17 protein-coding genes are annotated in these 17,295 nt (G+C 72.0%); 11 read left to right on the top strand and 6 right to left on the bottom strand.

Features of this window, described 5'->3' with window-relative positions:
* The first annotated feature begins 193 nt into the window (after positions 1 to 193).
* The 4 genes from A3CQ_RS57215 to A3CQ_RS62635 all read left to right on the top strand — a co-directional run bounded on the left by A3CQ_RS57215 (position 194) and on the right by A3CQ_RS62635 (position 3,186).
* A complete protein-coding gene (locus A3CQ_RS57215; RefSeq protein ID WP_020510710.1) occupies positions 194 to 688 on the top strand; it encodes a type 1 periplasmic-binding domain-containing protein in 495 nt (164 codons plus the stop codon).
* Positions 689 to 759: 71 nt separating this feature from the next.
* Positions 760 to 1,083, top strand: coding sequence for a hypothetical protein (locus A3CQ_RS0109565; protein ID WP_026205496.1), 324 nt, complete (start codon positions 760 to 762; stop codon positions 1,081 to 1,083).
* 121 nt (positions 1,084 to 1,204) lie between these two features.
* Complete coding sequence (locus tag A3CQ_RS0109560) at positions 1,205 to 2,041, top strand: oxidoreductase (protein ID WP_020510708.1); 837 nt, start codon at positions 1,205 to 1,207, stop codon at positions 2,039 to 2,041.
* Between the two features lie 455 nt (positions 2,042 to 2,496).
* Positions 2,497 to 3,186: a TetR/AcrR family transcriptional regulator gene (locus A3CQ_RS62635; protein ID WP_020510707.1), complete on the top strand. Its 690-nt coding sequence runs from the start codon at positions 2,497 to 2,499 to the stop codon at positions 3,184 to 3,186.
* Here the strand turns inward: A3CQ_RS62635 and A3CQ_RS52175 are convergent.
* Positions 3,144 to 3,809 (bottom strand): DUF4386 domain-containing protein, encoded by a 666-nt coding sequence (locus tag A3CQ_RS52175; RefSeq protein ID WP_157295594.1) that lies wholly within the window; start codon positions 3,807 to 3,809, stop codon positions 3,144 to 3,146. The two genes, A3CQ_RS62635 and A3CQ_RS52175, sit on opposite strands and share 43 nt — an antisense overlap.
* A gap of 129 nt (positions 3,810 to 3,938) precedes the next feature.
* On the opposite strand from A3CQ_RS52175, the gene A3CQ_RS0109540 reads away from it, so the two are divergent.
* Both A3CQ_RS0109540 and A3CQ_RS0109535 read left to right on the top strand, forming a co-directional pair.
* Positions 3,939 to 5,165, top strand: coding sequence for a histidine kinase (locus A3CQ_RS0109540; RefSeq protein ID WP_245577161.1), 1,227 nt, complete (start codon positions 3,939 to 3,941; stop codon positions 5,163 to 5,165).
* A gap of 118 nt (positions 5,166 to 5,283) precedes the next feature.
* A complete protein-coding gene (locus A3CQ_RS0109535; protein WP_020510703.1) occupies positions 5,284 to 5,970 on the top strand; it encodes a response regulator in 687 nt (228 codons plus the stop codon).
* Positions 5,971 to 6,001: 31 nt separating this feature from the next.
* Here the strand turns inward: A3CQ_RS0109535 and A3CQ_RS0109530 are convergent, their stop codons facing one another.
* The gene (locus A3CQ_RS0109530) at positions 6,002 to 6,889 is read right to left on the bottom strand and encodes a LysR family transcriptional regulator (RefSeq protein ID WP_020510702.1); all 888 of its coding nucleotides are present in this window, start codon (positions 6,887 to 6,889) and stop codon (positions 6,002 to 6,004) included.
* A gap of 71 nt (positions 6,890 to 6,960) precedes the next feature.
* Between A3CQ_RS0109530 and A3CQ_RS0109525 the strand changes: the two genes are divergently transcribed.
* From A3CQ_RS0109525 to A3CQ_RS52170, 4 genes are all read left to right on the top strand, one after another.
* Positions 6,961 to 8,142 (top strand): thiolase family protein, encoded by a 1,182-nt coding sequence (locus A3CQ_RS0109525; RefSeq protein WP_020510701.1) that lies wholly within the window; start codon positions 6,961 to 6,963, stop codon positions 8,140 to 8,142.
* Positions 8,143 to 8,221: 79 nt separating this feature from the next.
* Positions 8,222 to 8,881: a 3-oxoacid CoA-transferase subunit A gene (locus tag A3CQ_RS0109520; protein WP_020510700.1), complete on the top strand. Its 660-nt coding sequence runs from the start codon at positions 8,222 to 8,224 to the stop codon at positions 8,879 to 8,881.
* Positions 8,878 to 9,507 carry a 3-oxoacid CoA-transferase subunit B gene (locus A3CQ_RS0109515; protein WP_020510699.1) on the top strand — a complete coding sequence of 210 codons (630 nt, stop codon included), beginning with the start codon at positions 8,878 to 8,880 and terminating at the stop codon, positions 9,505 to 9,507. Before A3CQ_RS0109520 ends, A3CQ_RS0109515 begins: the two co-directional genes overlap by 4 nt.
* 17 nt (positions 9,508 to 9,524) lie before the next feature.
* Positions 9,525 to 10,013 carry a DNA polymerase ligase N-terminal domain-containing protein gene (locus tag A3CQ_RS52170; protein WP_020510698.1) on the top strand — a complete coding sequence of 163 codons (489 nt, stop codon included), beginning with the start codon at positions 9,525 to 9,527 and terminating at the stop codon, positions 10,011 to 10,013.
* A 19-nt stretch (positions 10,014 to 10,032) separates the two neighbouring features.
* On the opposite strand, the gene A3CQ_RS0109505 is transcribed toward A3CQ_RS52170, so the two are convergent.
* On the bottom strand, positions 10,033 to 10,341 hold the full coding sequence (locus A3CQ_RS0109505) for a hypothetical protein (RefSeq protein WP_026205494.1): 309 nt from the start codon (positions 10,339 to 10,341) through the stop codon (positions 10,033 to 10,035).
* Between the two features lie 109 nt (positions 10,342 to 10,450).
* On the opposite strand from A3CQ_RS0109505, the gene A3CQ_RS0109500 reads away from it, so the two are divergent.
* Entirely contained in the window at positions 10,451 to 11,296 is an 846-nt protein-coding gene (locus A3CQ_RS0109500) for a methyltransferase domain-containing protein (protein WP_051115206.1), read from the top strand.
* On the opposite strand, the gene A3CQ_RS52165 is transcribed toward A3CQ_RS0109500, so the two are convergent.
* The 3 genes from A3CQ_RS52165 to A3CQ_RS0109485 form a co-directional block, all read right to left on the bottom strand.
* Complete coding sequence (locus tag A3CQ_RS52165; RefSeq protein WP_020510695.1) at positions 11,293 to 13,839, bottom strand: EAL domain-containing protein; 2,547 nt, start codon at positions 13,837 to 13,839, stop codon at positions 11,293 to 11,295. The genes A3CQ_RS0109500 and A3CQ_RS52165 overlap by 4 nt on opposite strands.
* Before the next feature lie 81 nt (positions 13,840 to 13,920).
* Positions 13,921 to 15,843, bottom strand: coding sequence for an acyltransferase family protein (locus tag A3CQ_RS0109490; RefSeq protein WP_026205492.1), 1,923 nt, complete (start codon positions 15,841 to 15,843; stop codon positions 13,921 to 13,923).
* Between the two features lie 66 nt (positions 15,844 to 15,909).
* Complete coding sequence (locus A3CQ_RS0109485; RefSeq protein ID WP_020510693.1) at positions 15,910 to 17,295, bottom strand: FAD-binding oxidoreductase; 1,386 nt, start codon at positions 17,293 to 17,295, stop codon at positions 15,910 to 15,912.

Genomic DNA, 17,295 nt, shown 5'->3' with positions numbered 1-17,295 from the left:
AGCGCACAGCGGCGCCACCAAGCATTCATTACCGACACCGCTCCCCGTTACTCACATCGCCCGCCGAGAGACTGACGTAGATCTCTTCGGCGCGTCAAGTGATGATCAGGTTACGAACAAGCCACGAAAGCTGATGACTTCCTGAGAGATCTTGGGAGTTCCCTGAGAGCCCGGTTCGTGTACGCTCCCCGCCGTGCTGGCAGGACGACTGAGCCGCAAGACGTGGCTGATCGGCGGTGCGGCGGTCGCGGTCGTGGCGATCGTCCTCACCGTGGTGCTCGTGACCCGCGACGATCCGGAGCCCCGCGCCCGGCAGTACACGGCCGCCACCGCGTGTCTGCTCACCCCCGCTGCCGGCGTCACCGACCGTGACGCCGTACCGGTCTGGGACGGCATGCAGAAGGCGTCGCTGGCGACCCACGGCAAGGTCCGCTACCTGGCGGTGATCGGCGACCAGACTCCCGCGAACGCCGCGACGTATCTGGCCACCCTCGCCCTCGGCAACTGCAACCTGATCCTCGCCGCCGGCCCCGCTCCCGCCGCCGCCGTCGACGCCAACGCCGCGGCGTACCCCAAGCTCCGTTTCGTCGTGGTCGGCGCCGCGAAAGACCAGGCCAACGTCACCGCGCTCACCAACCCGGCCGCCGTCACCGGCCTGGTCACCGACGCCCTCAAGGCCGCCGCGTAACGCCCGGTTTGAGCCCGCCGCATGCGGGGGAAATTCCTGATTGTTTGACCTACGACAATCGGGAGGCCGCCATGCCGGCAGGTTCCAGCCCCAAGCGCGAACGGCAGTACGAGCACATCAAGGACAGCGTGAAAAGCCGCGGCGGCTCGACCAAGCGCGCCGAGGAGATCGCCGCACGCACGGTGAACAAGGAGCGCGCGCGAGCCGGCGAGTCGAGGACCGCCAGCCGCTCCTCGCTGAAGGACGTGTCCTCCGGCCACCGAGGCGGCAAGCGCTCCCACACCGGCGCCCAGGGCCGCACCAAGGAACAGCTCTACAACGAGGCCAAGCAGCGCAACATCCAAGGCCGCTCGTCGATGACCAAGGCGCAGCTGGAGCAGGCGCTCGCTCGATGAGGTGACGCCCGGCCCCGTCCGCGCGTCCGTGATCCGGGTCGCAAAGCCATGACAAGAGGCCACTGGACTCTTATTGTCGAGTCATAAGGTTCCACTGGCCTCTTGTAGAAGGAAGCTCTCCATGAGCAAGGTTTGGCTGATCACGGGCACCTCACGCGGCCTGGGTCACCAACTCGCCGAGTCGGTGCTGGCCCACGGCGACCGCGTGGTGGCCACCGCCCGCCGCCCCGAGCAGATCAAAAGCCTCATCGACGCGTACGGCGACCGGGTGCGCACAACCGCACTGGACGTGACCGACCCGGAGGCGGCGCGCGCGGCCGTCGCCCTGGCCGTGAACGCCTTCGGCCGCCTGGACGTCCTCGTCAACAACGCCGGTTACGCCGACGTAGCCTCCATCGAGGACATGCCCGAGGACGAATTCCGAGCCCAGGTGGACGCCAACTTCTTCGGCGTAGTCAACGTCACCCGAGCCGCGCTCCCCGTCATGCGCGCCCAAGGCGCCGGTCACATCATCCAGATCTCCTCGGTCGGCGGCCGCGCAGGCGGTCCCGGCCTGAGCGCCTACCAGGCCTCGAAGTGGGCCGTGGGCGGCTTCTCCGAGGTCCTCGCCAAGGAGGTCGCCGCCCTGGGCATCAAGGTCACCATCGCCGAGCCAGGCGGCCTGCGAACCGACTGGGCCGGCTCCTCAATGACCACCCACCCGATCACCGACGCCTACCGCCCCGTGATCGAGCCGGTAGTGGCCCGCATGACCGCCGCCAACGGCACCCAACCCGGCGACCCGTCCCGAGTAGCCCAGGTCCTGATCGACCTGACCGCCAACCCCGAGCCCCCCGTGCACCTCCTGCTAGGCGCCGACGCCTTCGCCGTAGCCAAGGCCCACGCAGACGCCCTGTCAGCCTCCGACGCCAAATGGCGCACGATAACCGAATCCATCGCCTACGCCCCGGTAGCCTGACCCCCGATGAACCCCGAGCTGGACTCCGAGCGCGCCCGCACCCCCAAGCGGAGGTCCGGGCGTGCCGCCAGCCCAGCGCCCAACTCCGAGCCCGCCGCCGATCCCGCGCCCCACTCCACGCGCACCCCCGATCCCCCGCACGCCCCCGGTCAGGCGCCCGACTCCGCGCGCAACCCCGATCCCGCGCCCCACTCAGCGCACACCCCCGATCCCGCGCCCCACTCAGCGCACACCCCCGATCCCGCGCCCCACTCAGCGCACACCCCCGNGCGCCCCACTCAGCGCACACCCCCGATCCCGCGCCCCACTCAGCGCACACCCCCGATCCCGCGCCCCACTCAGCGCACACCCCCGATCCCGCGCCTGACGCTGCGCGCGCCGGTGGCGCCGGGCTGGATTTCCAGCGCGCCCGCAGCCCCGAGCAGCGGGAGGCCCGCCGCCGCGCCATCCTCGGCGTGGCGGCTGACCTGCTCGCCGAAACCCCGCTGAGCGAGATCAGCCTCCGCGAGCTGGCCCGTCGCGTCGGCCTGTCGAAGACCAACGTCGTCCGCTACTTCGAATCACGCGAGGCCGTCTTCTTCGCCCTCCTCAACCAGTCGATAGCCGACTGGCTCAACGACTTGCCCGGCGAGCTGCCGAACGAGTCGCCGGAAGAGACGGCCAACAAGGCGCCAGAGGAAGCAGCCAACAAGGCGCCGGACGAAGCAACGCAGACGGCGCCGGACGAGGCGACGGAGAATGCGACGGACGGTGACGCCGCGGCGGTGGTGGACGCGCTGGCCCGGTCGCTCGCCCGGCGCCCGCTGGTCTGCGAGCTGTGGAGCGCGCTGGGCACCGAGCTCGAGCGCAACATCTCGGCCGAGGCTGTCCGCGACTTCAAGCTCGCCAACGGCGCCCTGCAACAACAGCTTGCCGATCTGCTCACCGAACGCATCCCCGCCCTGACCAACGCGGCGGCACGAGAGTTCGTCGCCCTGACGATCCTGCTGGTCGCCGGCCTCTGGCCGTTCGCCAACCCGGCTCCGCCCGTGGCCGAGGCCGTCCAGGATCCCCGGCTCGCGGGCTCCCGGGTCGACTTCGGCGCGCGACTCAGCCGCGCGCTTCAGGTCGCCCTGGCCGGCCTGCTCATCCTCGGTAAGAACTGAGCCCGCGGACTCAACCGGCCCTTCACGATCAGCCAGCCCGCGAAGACCATCTCCTCGAGCCCGATCGGCGCCGCACAGATCGCCTGGACCGCGCCCGGCAGCGGGAACGCATAGAGCTCGACCACCCCTCGGGCGAGCAGCAGCCCACCGCCGAGGAGGCCCCACCAGGCCAGCCACCGCGGGACGAGCCGTCCCCGCAGGAGCACGGCGTTCAGCACGACCGCGCCGGCGCCGAACACCAGCACGGTCCCTATGTGATAGGCCCACTCCCGGCCAGTCAGCAGCGCCGACCGTGCGGCGGAGCCGGCGAGGGTAGTCAGCACAAGGGCGCAAATCGCCCCGACGAGAATGAGCGCCGCCTCCAGCGAACGCATCGCCACATAGAGAAAGGCCAAACCTTCGCTCGCCTGACGCAGCACGGGCGCCAGCAGAGCGGCGATGGCGACGACGAAGACAGCGAGGGTGAGCTCGAGCAGGGCGCCGGTGACAAGTGGCGCCGTCGACGCGGGCGGATAGGCCTCCCGAAGAGGCAGGAGTAACGAGCCACCGGCGATGGCGGTGGCCGACGCGAGGATGAACAGAACGCCCACCAGGCGTGTGACTGTCGTGGATGGCATGCCCATGAGCCTCGTCGCGCGGGACCGCCGTGGCATCGGCCGCGCAGCGACCTTGTTCCTCGTTCCCGCGGCCGGGAAAGTCCTAGTTCTTTTGACCGATGTGCTCAGGCGGCCGCTGCATAGGCTGAGTTCGTGATGCGAGACGAGCTGCGAGCGCTGTGGGCCGAGCCCCGCGTCCCCGACCCGCCGGTGCGGGTCGGGCGAGACTGGCTGCTGCTCGCCGCCGCATTGATCGGCATCGTGCTCGAGGCAGTGTTGCGCACCGACGTCGTCTGGTGGCCGGTCTCCATCCTCGCCACCGCCGGGCTGGCGCTCACCACGCTGTGGCGCCGCACCCATCCGCTGGCGATGGTGGTGTTCGCCTTCGGCACCGCGATCGCGCTCACCCTCGTCGACCTGGCCGCGGGCCACGAGAGCTCGATCGGGCTCTACACAGGCGCGATCATCGTCGTGCTGGCGTATGCGCTCACGCGGTGGGGTTCCGGTCGCGACATCGTGCTCGGCTCGGCCGTCATGCTCGCCGCCTTCGTGGTGTCGTCGTTCATCGACGGCGGGCCGGCGGGCGACATCCTCGGCGGTTTCGTGTTCCTGGCCTTCCCCGTCGCGCTCGGGGCCTCCGTGCGCCTCTGGTCGACCGCCCGCCGCCGCGAGCTGGAACGCATGCGGGCCCGCGAGAGGGAGAACATCGCCCGGGAACTACACGACACCGTGGCCCACCACGTTTCCGCCATCGTCGTCCAGGCCCAGGCCGGCCGCGTGCTGGCCGACATCGATCCGGAGACTGCCGCCGAGACCCTCGCGGGCGTCGAGGAGGAGGGCGCACGCACCCTGGAGGCGATGCGCGCCATGGTCATGGCTCTCCGCGAGGAGGACGCCGGCGCCGAGTTGAGCCCGCTGCCCGGCATCGCCGACCTCCCCCGCCTGGTCGCCACCCGGCGCGGAGGGGTCCCCGTCGACCTGCGGATCGACGACGCCATCTGCCGCCTGCCGCCCCTCGTGGACACCGGCGTCTTCCGCATAGTGCAAGAGTCGGTGACCAACGCGACCCGGCACGCGGTCGGCGCGACCGCCATCCAGGTCCGGGTTGTCGCCGAGCCCGACCGCATCCACATCATCGTTCTGGACGACGGCAAGACCCCCGGCCCCAGCGGCACCGGGTATGGCCTCACCGGCCTCCGCGAGCGGGCCAGCATCCTGGGCGGAAACCTGGTGGCCGGCCCATGCGCCGACGGCTGGCGCGTAGAGGCGGAACTGCCGCGACAGCCCGGCGACGTGCTACCGCCACGGCGGCCCATCAAGCTGCCGCCACACCGAGACGACGCATCGCCCCCACACCAGCCCATCCAGGCGCCGCCGCCATGAGACAACGGGCTACCGCGATGCGAACGGCGACGCGGACGGAAACGGCGACACGGACGGCCGCGCCGACGGCGACGGCGACACGAACGGCCGCGCCGACGGGGACGGGGACGGGGACGGGATGACCATCCGCGTGCTCGTCGCCGACGACCAGGCGATCATCCGCACCGGCCTGCGAATCATGCTGAATGCGCAGCCGGACATCGAGGTGGTCGGCGAGGCGGGCGACGGGCGGGAGGCGGTGCGGCTGGCGCGGGAGTTGCGGCCGGATGTGTGCCTGTTCGACATTCGCATGCCGGAGCTGGACGGTCTGGAGGCGACCCGGCAGCTCGCCGGGCCGGGCGTGGACGATCCGATGGCGGTCGTCGTGATTACGACCTTTGACCTCGACGAGTACGTCTACGGGGCGTTGCGGGTCGGTGCTCGCGGGTTTCTGCTCAAGGACGCTGGGCCCGATCTGCTCGCGCAGGCCATGCGGGCCGCCGCCGACGGGGAAGCGCTCATCGCGCCGAGCGTGACCGTGCGGTTGTTGCGGGCCTTCGCGACCGTGCCGACCGGGCGGCCGGCGAAACCGCCGATCGACCCGCTCACCCCACGAGAGGAGGATGTGCTGCTCACCGTCGCACGAGGGCTCACCAACGCCGAGGTCGCAGACACCCTGCGGGTCAGCCTCAGCACGGTGAAGACCCACCTCGCGAGCCTGATGGCCAAGCTCGGCGCCCGCAACCGCGTCGAGCTGGCCATGTGGGCCTACGAGTCGGGCCGCATCACCCCAGGCATCCCAAGCCAGCCGACCAGCAGCGCCTGATCTGCACCGAACCTGACCGGGCTAAGCCCGGCTACCCCGCGGCGAGTCCGGCGACTATCTCGGCGACGCGGCGGATTGCGGGGGACGTCTCGGCGGACCGGGTGGCGAGGGCCAGTTCGACAGTGGCGGGAGCGTTCAGCGACACGTAGGCGACCCCGTCGAGGGCCAGGCTGCGAACCGGCTCGGGGACCAGCGCCACCCCCAGCCCAGCCGCCACGAAGACGACCAGCGTCGCGGTTTCGCCCACCTCGATCGTGGACGGCGGGCGGAAGCCGGCCGACGCGCACGCGGCAAGCACCCGCTCGTGCATCGACGAGCGGTGGCCGGAGAAGTGCATGACGAACGGCTCGCCGGCCAGCAGGGCCAGGTCGATCGAGCGGCGGCCGGCCAGCGGATGACGGTCGGGCAGGACCGCCACGAGGCGTTCGGTGCGCAGGATTCGGACGTCCAGCTCGGGGCGCGGCACGCCGTCGGGGCGGAGGACCACCAGGTCGTACGCGCCGTCCAGCAGGCCGTCGAGCAGGGCGGGGCTCAGCAGCTCGCCGTGCAGGTCGAGGCGCATGCCGGGGAGGGCGTCGCGGATCTCGCGGGCCGCGAGCGGCAGCAGGTCGTACGTGGCGGTGCCGATGAAACCCAGCGAGACCCGCCCGGCCCGGCCCGCGGCGACCAGCGCCATGTCCGTCGCGGCGCGGTCGACCGAGCCGAGCACCGTGCGGCAGTGGTCGGCGAAGCGGTGGCCGGCCTCGGTCAGCTCGACGCGGCGGGTCGTACGGGTGACCAGCTCGACGCCGAACTCGCGTTCCAACTGCTTGACCTGCTGGGACAGGGCCGGCTGGGCGATGTGCAGCCGCTCGGCGGCGCGGCCGAAATGTCGCTCCTCGGCCAGGGTGGCGAACGAGCGCAGGTGGCGCAGATCCATAATCGCACCTTATCAATCGGGAGATATTCAGTATTGGTGCCAATCAGTACAAGAAAAGTAGGGTGAGAAGCGTGAACTCCGCCTTCCTGTACGCCGCCGCCCGCACGCCGTTCGGCCGGTTCGGAGGTGCCCTCGCCGAGATGCGCCCGGACGATCTCGCCGCGATCGCTCTGACCGGAGTGCTGGGCAAGACGCCCGGCCTCGATCCGGCGGCGATCGGTGACGTCGTGTGGGGGTGCGCCAACCAGGCCGGCGAGGACAACCGCAACGTCGGCCGGATGGCCGTACTGCTCGCGGGGCTGCCCGTCGAGGTGCCGGCGACGACCGTGAACCGGCTCTGCGGCTCGTCGCTCGACGCCGCGATGATGGCCTCACGCACGATCGAGACCGGTGACGCCGACGTCGTGGTGGCCGGCGGCGTCGAGTCGATGACCCGGGCGCCGTGGGTGCTGCCGAAACCGTCCCGGGCCTTCCCCGCCGGGAACGTGACCGCGGTGTCGACGACGCTGGGCTGGCGCCTGGTCAACGACAACATGCCCAAGGAATGGACGGTCTCGCTCGGCGAGGCCAACGAGCTGCTGGGTGACAAGTTCGGCATTTCCCGCGTACGCCAGGACGAGTTCGCGGCGCGGTCGCACAACCTGGCGGACGCCGCGTGGACGGCCGGCTTCTACGACGAGCTGGTGGTCCCGGTTCCCGGGGTCGAGTTGGCCCGCGACGAGGGAATCCGCCCCGGGTCGACGCCCGAGAAGCTGGCCGCGCTCAAGCCGTCGTTCCGCAAGGACGGCACGATCACCGCCGGCAACGCGTCCCCGCTCAACGACGGCGCCTCGGCCGTGCTGCTCGGCTCCGAGGCCGCCGCCGAGCGGATCGGCAGCGCGCCGATCGCCCGGGTCGCCGGCCGTGGGGTCTCCGCCGTCGAGCCGCCGATGTTCGGCTACGCCCCGGTCGAGGCGGCCGATCGCGCCCTGCGCCGGGCCGGCATCACCTGGGCCGAGGTGGCCGCGGTCGAGCTCAACGAGGCGTTCGCCGTCCAGTCGATCGCCTGCGTCGACGCCTGGGGCATCGATCCCGCGATCGTCAACGCCAAGGGCGGCGCGATCGCCATCGGCCACCCGTTGGGCGCGTCCGGCGGCCGCGTCCTCGGCACGCTCGCCGCCCGCCTGCGCACCTCGGGCGAGCGCTGGGGCGTCGCCGCCATCTGCATCGGCGTCGGCCAGGCCCTGGCGGTCGTATTGGAGAACGTGGCATGACCGCCGGCACCGTGGGCGAGGGCCGGCCGGGGAACGCCGGAAGAACCGCGGGCGGGGGCCGACCGGGAGAAGGCACAGGATGAGCGCCAAGATCTATGAGACGGCGGCCGACGCGGTCGCCGGCATCGAGGACGGCTCCACCGTTCTCATCGGCGGATTCGGGATGGCCGGCATGCCCGTCCAGCTCGTCGACGCGCTCATCGACCAGGGCGCCGCCGATCTCACGGTGGTGTCGAACAACGCCGGCAACGGTGACACCGGCCTCGCCGCATTGCTCGCCAAGGGACGCGTACGCAAAGTGGTTTGTTCATTTCCCCGGCAGGTCGACTCGTGGGTCTTCGACGGGCTGTACCGGGCCGGGAAGATCGAGCTCGAGGTCGTGCCGCAGGGCAACCTCGCCGAGCGGATGCGCGCGGCGGGCGCCGGAATCGGAGCCTTCTACTGCCCCACGGGCGTCGGCACCCCGCTGGCCGAGGGCAAGGAGACCCGCATGATCGACGGCCGCACGTACGTCCTCGAATATCCGATCAAGGGAGACGTGGCGCTGATCGGGGCGCACCGCGCGGACCGGATGGGCAACCTCGTCTACCGCAAGACCGCCCGCAACTTCGGCCCGGTCATGGCGACCGCGGCCCGGCTGGTGATCGTCCAGGTCAGCGAGATCGTCGAGACCGGTGACCTCGACCCCGAAGCGGTCGTCACGCCGAGCATCTACGTGGACCGGGTGGTGACGGCATGAGTCTCGACAAACACCAGATGGCCGCGCTCATCGCCCGGGACATCCCGCACGGCGCGTACGTGAATCTCGGAATCGGCCGGCCCACGCTCGTCGCCGACCACCTGCCGGCCGACTCGGGCGTGGTGCTGCACACCGAGAACGGCATGCTCAACATGGGCCCGGCCGCCAAGGGCGACGACGTCGACCCCGATCTCATCAACGCCGGCAAGATCCCGGTGACCGAGCTGCCCGGTACCTCCTACTTCCACCACGCCGACTCGTTCGCGATGATGCGCGGCGGCCACCTGGACGTCTGCGTGCTCGGCGCGTTCCAGGTCTCGGCCGGCGGCGACCTCGCCAACTGGCACACCGGCGAGCCCGACGCGATCCCGGCCGTCGGCGGCGCCATGGACCTCGCGATCGGCGCCAAGAGCGTCTACGTGATGATGACCCTGTTCGCCAAGGACGGCTCGTCGAAGCTCGTGCCCGAGTGCACCTACCCGCTCACCGGCGTCGGCTGCGTCGACCGCGTCTACACCGACCTCGCCACCTTCCTCATCACCCCGTCCGGGATCGAGGTGCGGGAGACGTTCGGCATCACCCTCGACGAACTACGCGCGCGGGTCCCGGTGCCGCTGGCCGGCTGACCGGGTATACCGGCCTTATGGCGATCTTTGTCGTGCAGCGTCACCGGGCCCGCCGGTTGCACTACGACCTGCGCCTGGAGGTCGGCGGCGTACTGGCGAGCTGGGCGGTGCCGAAGGGTCCGACCCTCGATCCGGCGGTGCGCCGGGCGGCCTTCCAGGTCGAGGACCACACGCTCGAGCACGGCGACTTCGAGGGCGCGCTCGGTCGCGGCGACGTGATCATCTGGGACAACGGGACCTGGGTGCCGGCCGAGCCAGGCGATCCGGCCGCGGCTCTCGAGGCCGGCGAGCTTCATTTCGACGTGTACGGGAGAAAGCTCCGCGGCCGCTTCGTCCTGTTACGCACCCGCACCGGGCGGGACGGCAAGCCCGAGTGGCTCCTGCTGCACAAGCGCGACGAGTACGCCGTGGACGGCTGGGACCCGGAGGAGCACCCGCGATCGGTCGTCAGCGGCCGCACCAACGAGGAAGTCGCAGCCGAGGCCGACGGCCGGCCCCCGGCGTGACGAGAAGCCGAGCCCTCGGTCACCGACGATCCGCGCGCTCGGTCGAGAACGCCCTGGCCAGCAGCGCGGCGATGGCCACACCCGCGATGGCGATCACCACCTGGGCGGCCACCACCTCCCAGTCGTAGTGGTGGTGCCACACCGTGAACAGCTTCCCGCTGCGCAGATCCCACCGATCGGCCGCCCACGTCCCCGCGACCGCCGCCCCCATCCCGATCAGGACGGTCAGGATCACCCCGATCCGTTGCCGGCCGGGCAACAGAATCCGGGCCACCACCCCGACAACCGCCCCGAACACCACCGCCGCCACATAATCCTGGGCACTCACCGCGACCTCCGTTCGTCCCGCCCACGATTCCCGCACCCCGCTGCTCCGCAAACGTCCCCGGTCCCGTGTCGCGCTGACACAGGACGCGGTCAGTCGTGAGGATGTAGCCATGAGTTCATCGCAGTCTGTCGCCGGCCCCGGGTCCGAGGGGTCTTCTGCCCCGGATCACCGCTACCTGCTCGACAACGCCCGGGTGGAGGCGGGCGAGCGGTTCACCTGGCTGGCCGAGCTGTTCGACGGTGTCACGCGAGGGCACTTCGACCGGCTCGGCGTGACGGCGGGCGGGCGCTGCTGGGAAGTCGGCGCCGGAGGTCCCAGCATTCCCGCGGCACTGGCCACGGCCGTCGGGCCAACCGGGTACGTGCTGGCCACGGACATCGATCCGTCCTGGTTGGACCCGCACGGCGGCTACGAGGTGCGCCGGCACGACATCGTCGGGGATCCGCCGCCGCAGCCGGGCACGTTCGACCTGGTGCACGCCCGGCTCGTGCTCGTCCACGTGCCCGATCGCGCGCGGGCGCTGGCGACGATGGTGGCGGCGCTGCGGCCCGGCGGCCGGCTGGTGATCGAGGACGCCGACACCGAGCTGCAGCCACTGGCCTGCCTCGATGAGGTCGGCCCGGCACAGGAGCGCGCCAACCGGCTGCGGCGTGCCGTCCGGGAGTTGATGACCCGCCGCGGCGCTGACATGCGCTTCGGCCGTACGCTGCCGCGGGCCTTGCGCGCGGCCGGCCTGGTCGATGTCACGGCGTCCGGCTACTTCCCGGTCGGCGGGACAGCCTGCGACCGGCTGGAGGCCGCGACGGTACGCATGGTCCGCGCCGAGCTGCTCGCCGCGGGACTGGCCGACGACACCGAGATCGACGCGCACTTGGCCGCCATCGATGCCGGCGAGCTCGACCTCACCCTCGCCCCGCTGATCTCGGCATGGGGACGCCGCCCGGGACAGCCCTAGGGACGGTGGGCGTCGCGGTGCTGCTCCAGGAGTGCCTCCAGGTGTTCGGCCGGGAGTGGCGTTCCCAGCAGATCGCCTTGGCCGAGCTGGCAGCCCGCGGCCCGGACCGTCTCGAGGTCGGCCGGGGTCCGCAGGCCGTGGGCGATCACCTCGAGGCCCAGCCGGCGGCCGAGGGTCATCGTGACGTCCATGACCGCATCGGCCTGCGCGAACAGCTCCTGGTCGATCTTCAGGACGTCGATCGGCAGGGTACGCAGGCGGCTCAGGGAGGTGGGGCCGGCCCCGAAATCGGCGATCGCGGTGCGGATGCCCTCGGCGCGCAGGCGGCCCAGCTCGGCGGCCAGGTCCTCGTGCAGGTCCTCCTCGGCCACCTCGAGGACGATGGCCGCGGGCGGGATCCGGCACAGCTCCAGCGCCGTCTGCAGGCTCGCCTGGAAGGCGGGATCCGAGAGGGTACGCGGGCGGACGGTCAGGGCCAGCCACAGCGACTCCTGCTGACCGCGCCACCCCGCCAGCAGACGGCAGGAGCGATGCAGCAGGCCGTGGGCGATCTCGGCGAGCAGTCCCAGGTCCTCGGCCAGGGCCAGCAGTTCGGCCGGCGGCACCGGGCCCAGCGTGGGGTGCCGCCACACGGGCAGGGCCTGTACCCCGGCCGGACGGCCGCGGGCGAGGTCGACGATGGGCTGGTAGGCCGTCTCCAGCTCGCCCCGCGAGACGGCGCCGGGCAGATCCTGCTCCAGCGTGGAGCGGCGCAGGAGGCGGGACTCCATCTGCTCGTCGTACCAGTCGACGGCGCCGGGCGGTTCGGAGCGGACCGAGCGCAACGCCAGCGTGGCGCGGCGGACGACCTCGTCGATGTCGGCGCCGGGCACCGCGTCGGCCAGGCCCGCCCAGGCCGAGAGGTGAGCCACCGTTCCGGCCGCGTCGTAGGGGGCGGTCAGGGCGTTGACCAGCCGGCCGGCCAGCAGGTGGGCGCGGACGGCACCGCAGCGGGTCAGCACCGCGAAGCGGAAGTCGCCCAGCCGAGCCGGCACGTCCCCGCCGGCCACCCGGGTACGCAGGCGGCTCGCGGCCTCGATCACCACCAGCTCGGCCAGGTCGGGGCCGTGCACGTCGCCGATCGCGGTGAGGCCGCCCAGCTCGATGACGACCATCGCGCCGGCGTCGGGGATCAGCTCGCTCGCCCGCCGCAGGCCCTCCCGGTTGGCCAGGCTGGTCTGCGGATCGCGGTGGGTCGCCTCGCGCAGCGCCCGCTCGAGTCCGCGCAGGTTGCTGACGTCCCGCACGTGCACGACCAGGCTGTGTCCGGGCTCGGCCGGGTCGAGGCCGCTGGTCGTCCACTCCGTCTCCCGCCACGCGCCGAAGCCGTCGCGGAGCCGGACCGGCATGCTCTCCCCCGCCGGCCGGCCGGCCATCCGCGACGCCAGGTACGCGTGCACCACGTCCGCCTGCACCGGGTGCACCAGGTCGGTCGCGGCCCGGCCGAGCACGTCCTGGTCGGACAGCCCGAACTGGCGCGCGGCCGCCGGTGACTGCCAGCGCACGGCCAGGTCCGCGTCGAGGACCATCGCCACGTCGACGGCGCCGAAGACCAGGCTGCGCAGCCGATTGCCCTGCACGGTGAGATGGGCGGCGTGCCGGCGCAGCGTGATCGCCGACACCCACTCGCGGATGCCGACGGCGACGATCGCGGTGACGCCGAGGACGATCGCCATCGAGTCCAGGCTGCCGCCGTTGAGCAGGTGGTAGACGGTGACCAGCGCCGACCCGAGCACCGGAAGCGTGAGCAGCGGGAATCCGGCCGACGGCTCGCTGCCGGCGGGCGGTAGCGGCCGCGCGTCGGGCCGCACCCGCACCGCGCCGTGCCACATCAGAGCGGCGGCCGCGTTGATCGCGAGAGCCGCGGCGACGGCGGCGATCACGGCGTTCGGCTCGGACGGGTGGTCCATGCCGATCGTCAGGGCGGAGAGACCGACCACGGAAAGGGCCGCGCCCGGCGCACACCACTGCAGCGCGGCCCGGTGCCGGATCGCGTGGACGCCGGCGACCGCCAGCGTCGCGGCGACGCCCCCGCCGAACAGCAGCGCGGTGGTCGAGCCGCCGCGGTGGTCGTACAGCAGAAGCCAGGGTAGGAAGATCAAGCAGGCGGCGAGCCCCAGCGCGTCGAGCGCCAGCCGTGCCCGCGCGAGCGGGTCGCGGCGCTGGTGCGGCCGGAGGATCGCCGGCAGGTACGCGCCGGCCACGAAGAACAGGCTGATCAGCGGGATCTCGGCCGGCAGCGGCACGCCGGCCAGAAGCGCATCCGGTGCCACGAGGGCGGCAACGGCGCTGGCCGCGCCCGCCAGCGCGGTGATCAGGATGCCGGCGGCCAGGGCCGGCGCGCGGAAGCCCGGGCCGCCCCAGGCCGCCCGGATCATCGCGACGGCGAAGGCGGCCGAGCACGCGACCAGAGCACCCGCGGCCGCGGCCGGCGGGAGCAGGATGAACAGCGCCGTCACCGCGACCAGCGCACACGAGACAAACAACACCGATCTGCCCGGCATCGGGTTCGCCCGCCTACTGCGAGGGGTCAAAAACGAGTACACCGCAACACTCAACGAGCCGATGGCCGCGAGGGTTACGGGTCACTGTCCTTCCGCGATGTCGGCGAGCCGGGGCAGCAGCCAGGGCGCGATGATCTTCTGGACCGCGGCCGGCGTGTAGTGCAGGCCGTCGCTGCGGACCCGCATGCCGTCGATCGACCAGGTGAAGCGGCCGTCCGGGCAGACCAGGGGGTCGATGTCGAGGACGGTGACCTTGCCGGGGTGCCGGGCCGCGACCACCCGCAGCAGGCTGTTCCAGGCGTCCACCCGGGACGGGTCGTCCTCGGAGTAGAGGCTGCCGTCCGGCTTCTCCGAGCGGTGGGTGTAGGCGGCGGTCAGCAGCACCACGGCCGCGCCGCGCGAGCCGGCGATGCCGATCGCGGTGTCCAGCTGCTCGCCGAGGTACTCGTCATAGGCCGGATCGCCGACGTGCTGGTAGGTGCCCTGGTAGCGGCGGTCCATCAGCTCCCAGCGGTTCAGCTCGATGACCGAGACGTCCGGGTTGTCCCGGTCGACGCCGCGCTGCCAGCGCTGCTCCCACGACGTACACCCGGGGTAGTTGGTGTGTGGGGTGCCCAGTTCGAGAATGTCGGGGAGCGTGGCGATCCCGCAGCCCTGGATGGCGCGCACGCTGGTCCACATGCCGGGGTGCGCGGGCAGGTAGGTGCCGATCACCCAGGCGACCGAGTCGCCGAAGAAGGTCACCCGCGGCTCGTGCGCCGGCTTCGTTCGCGACGCCTTCCCGGACGGTGCGGCCCGCGGAACCGTGACGATCACCGGCGCGGCGGCAGGACGAGGGGCGGGCGGTGGGGCGGTGCCGACGGCGACCACGGCGATCACGGCGGCGAGCACGCCCGCGGTGATCGCGGCGGGCAGCCGCCGGGGCAGCCGCCGGGCCAGCACGCCGCGGCGGATCGGCTGCTCGATCAGGTAGTAGCTGAGCACCGCGACCCCGAGCGTCCCAACCAGCCGCACGGCCAGCAGGGGCCAGCGGGAAAGACCCGTGCTGTCCGCGGTGACGAAGGTGAACAGCGGCCAGTGCCACAGATAGACCCCGTACGAGATCCGGCCCAGCCCGACCAGCGGCGGCACGCTCAGCGCCCGGGCCAGAACGGCGCCCGGCGAGGTGACCACGTGCGCGACGATCACCGCGGTGGCCAGCGCCGCCAGCGTCAGCCCGCCGTGATACATCCACCCCGCCTGGTCGGACGCGGCATGCCACATCCAGAGAGTGATCGCCGCCGCGGCGAAGGCCGCTATCCCAAGCGCGCGGCGCGCGCCGATCACCACCGCGAGCGCTGCTCCGATCAGCAGCGCCTGCGCCCGGGTGTCCGTCCCGTAGTAGGCCCGCCCGATGGAGTCCGGCCGGAACAGAACCACACAAAGGACCTCCGAGATCACCGCACCCACCAGGCAGAAGCCCAGCAGCGCCGCCCGGGCCCGCCGCGCCGCCAGCCAGGCGAGCAGTCCCGCCACGAGCAGCGGCCAGAGCAGATAGAACTGCTCCTCGATGCCGAGCGACCAGGTGTGTTGCAGTGGCGAGGCGGTCGCGGTCGCCGCCGCGTACCCGGTGCCACGGAAGATCATCCGCCAGTTGGCTACGTAGGCGAGGGCGGCGAACGCGTCGGTGCGCAGCAGCCCCAGCGCGTCGGTGTCCCCCGCCAGCAGGTACCGGCCGGCCAGCACGGTGGCGAGCAGCATCGCCAGCAGCGCGGGCAGCAGCCGGCGGGCCCGTCGCAGCCAGAACGCGCCGAGATCGATCCGCCCGGTGCGGGCCCGCTCGGCCAGCAGCAGCGAGGTGATCAGGAACCCGGAGAGGACGAAGAACGAGTCGACACCGAGGAATCCCCCGGCCAGGCCGCCGACGCCCGCGTGGAACAGGACGACCGCGGTCACGGCGAGGGCGCGGATACCGTCGAGAGCGCGGCTGTATCCGAACGACGGGCGAGAGTGGCAATCGGGCATATACGTAAAAACGCCGCCAACTCGCGGAGGTGGCGGGCCGACCGGGCGGCCGGCCCGTCCTCAGTGTCAGCCCGCCGACGGCGGAATGTTCTGGTTGAGACGGAACAAATTGGTCGGGTCGTACTTGTCCTTGATCGTCACGAGCCGCTCGTACGTGCCCCTCGGGTACGCGGCCCGCACGCGGTCCTCGCTACCCTCCCCGGTGAAGTTCACGTAGGTCGCGGCGTCCGCGCCGAGGGCGTCGGTCGCGCCCTTCGCCCAGGCGACGACCTCCGGGTATCCGTTGGCATCGGGCGTACGGGCGACGATGTTGAGAATGAACTCGCGGTCGCGGGTGCCGAACGCGGTCGCGTCGGCGGGGACCCGCCCCATGGCCCCGCCCAAGTGGTGAACGTGCACCTCGGACATGGCGTTGGGTACCCGGGCGTGCTCCCGCGCGAGCGCGGCGGCCGCCTCGTCGAGGTCGGAGAAGAACGCCGAGCGGAAGTAGTTGAAGATCCCGCGCGGGTACAGCGGGTCGAGCAACTGCTGCTGCGCGGCGTACGGCATCGGCCCGAACAGATCGGTGATCACCGGCGCCAGCTCGCGGAACGGCCGGGTCGCGGCGTCACCGTCCTCGGGCCGGCCCGACCACATGCCGCCGACCGCCACGATCGGCTTGCCGTGCACCTCCTCGGGCAGGAACGGCGCGGGCGGGGCCGTGGTCATGTTGACCAGCGTGGTCAGCTCGTCGGGAATGCCGGAGGTGGCCTTGCGGTACCCGTGCAGCACCTGCTCGGCGTACTCGCCGGGGTAGAAGACCAGCCCGCCGAAGATGGTCGGGCCGACCTCGTGCAGGCGGAACTCCATCGAGGTGACCACGCCGAAGTTGCCGCCGCCGCCGCGCAGCGCCCACAGCAGCTCGGGCCGCTCGTCCTCGCTGGTGTGCAGGTACTGGCCGTCCGCGGTCACGATGTCGGCGGCGATGAGGTTGTCGCAGGTCAGGCCGCACCGGCGGACCAGCCAGCCGATGCCGCCGCCGAGCGTGAAGCCGCCGATGCCGGTCGTGGAGACCAGGCCGCCGGTCAGCGCCAGGCCGAACGCCTGAGTCTCGGCGTCGACGTCGCTCCACAGGCTCCCGCCCTGGCAGACCGCGGTGCGGTTGACCGGGTCGACCCGGATGCCGTTCATCGGGGACAGGTCGAGCACGATGCCGCCGTCCACGGTCGAGAAGCCCGGAATGCTGTGCCCGCCGCCGCGGACCGCCAGCGGCAGCCCCTCGCTGCGCGCGAACTCGACCGTCTTGAGCACGTCGGCCACCCCGCGACAGCGGACGATCAGGGCCGGCCTCCGGTCGTGGGCGGCGTTCCAGATGGACCGTGCCTCGTCGTAACGCGGGTCGTCCGGGCGGATCAGCTCGCCTCGCAGGGCCTGGGACAGTTCGCCGAGTGTGGCGTCGCCAAAAGAATTCAT

This window comes from Paractinoplanes globisporus DSM 43857 (assembly GCF_000379645.1).
GTDB classification, from domain to species: Bacteria; Actinomycetota; Actinomycetes; order Mycobacteriales; family Micromonosporaceae; genus Actinoplanes; species Actinoplanes globisporus.
The sequence above is the reverse complement of the archived record's forward strand: the minus strand, read 5'-3'. Positions and strand labels throughout refer to the sequence as shown.

Bases quoted from the DNA above. Each gene is read 5' to 3' on its own strand.
- A3CQ_RS0109565 (WP_026205496.1), top strand. From the start codon at position 760: ATGCCGGCAGGTTCCAGCCCCAAGCGCGAACGGCAGTACGAGCACATC.
- A3CQ_RS0109560 (WP_020510708.1), top strand. From the start codon at position 1,205: ATGAGCAAGGTTTGGCTGATCACGGGCACCTCACGCGGCCTGGGTCAC.
- A3CQ_RS52175 (WP_157295594.1), bottom strand. From the start codon at position 3,809: ATGGGCATGCCATCCACGACAGTCACACGCCTGGTGGGCGTTCTGTTC.
- A3CQ_RS0109540 (WP_245577161.1), top strand. From the start codon at position 3,939: ATGCGAGACGAGCTGCGAGCGCTGTGGGCCGAGCCCCGCGTCCCCGAC.
- A3CQ_RS0109535 (WP_020510703.1), top strand. From the start codon at position 5,284: ATGACCATCCGCGTGCTCGTCGCCGACGACCAGGCGATCATCCGCACC.
- A3CQ_RS0109530 (WP_020510702.1), bottom strand. From the start codon at position 6,889: ATGGATCTGCGCCACCTGCGCTCGTTCGCCACCCTGGCCGAGGAGCGA.
- A3CQ_RS0109520 (WP_020510700.1), top strand. From the start codon at position 8,222: ATGAGCGCCAAGATCTATGAGACGGCGGCCGACGCGGTCGCCGGCATC.
- A3CQ_RS0109515 (WP_020510699.1), top strand. From the start codon at position 8,878: ATGAGTCTCGACAAACACCAGATGGCCGCGCTCATCGCCCGGGACATC.
- A3CQ_RS52170 (WP_020510698.1), top strand. From the start codon at position 9,525: ATGGCGATCTTTGTCGTGCAGCGTCACCGGGCCCGCCGGTTGCACTAC.
- A3CQ_RS0109500 (WP_051115206.1), top strand. From the start codon at position 10,451: ATGAGTTCATCGCAGTCTGTCGCCGGCCCCGGGTCCGAGGGGTCTTCT.
- A3CQ_RS52165 (WP_020510695.1), bottom strand. From the start codon at position 13,839: ATGCCGGGCAGATCGGTGTTGTTTGTCTCGTGTGCGCTGGTCGCGGTG.
- A3CQ_RS0109490 (WP_026205492.1), bottom strand. From the start codon at position 15,843: ATGCCCGATTGCCACTCTCGCCCGTCGTTCGGATACAGCCGCGCTCTC.
- A3CQ_RS0109485 (WP_020510693.1), bottom strand. From the start codon at position 17,295: ATGAATTCTTTTGGCGACGCCACACTCGGCGAACTGTCCCAGGCCCTG.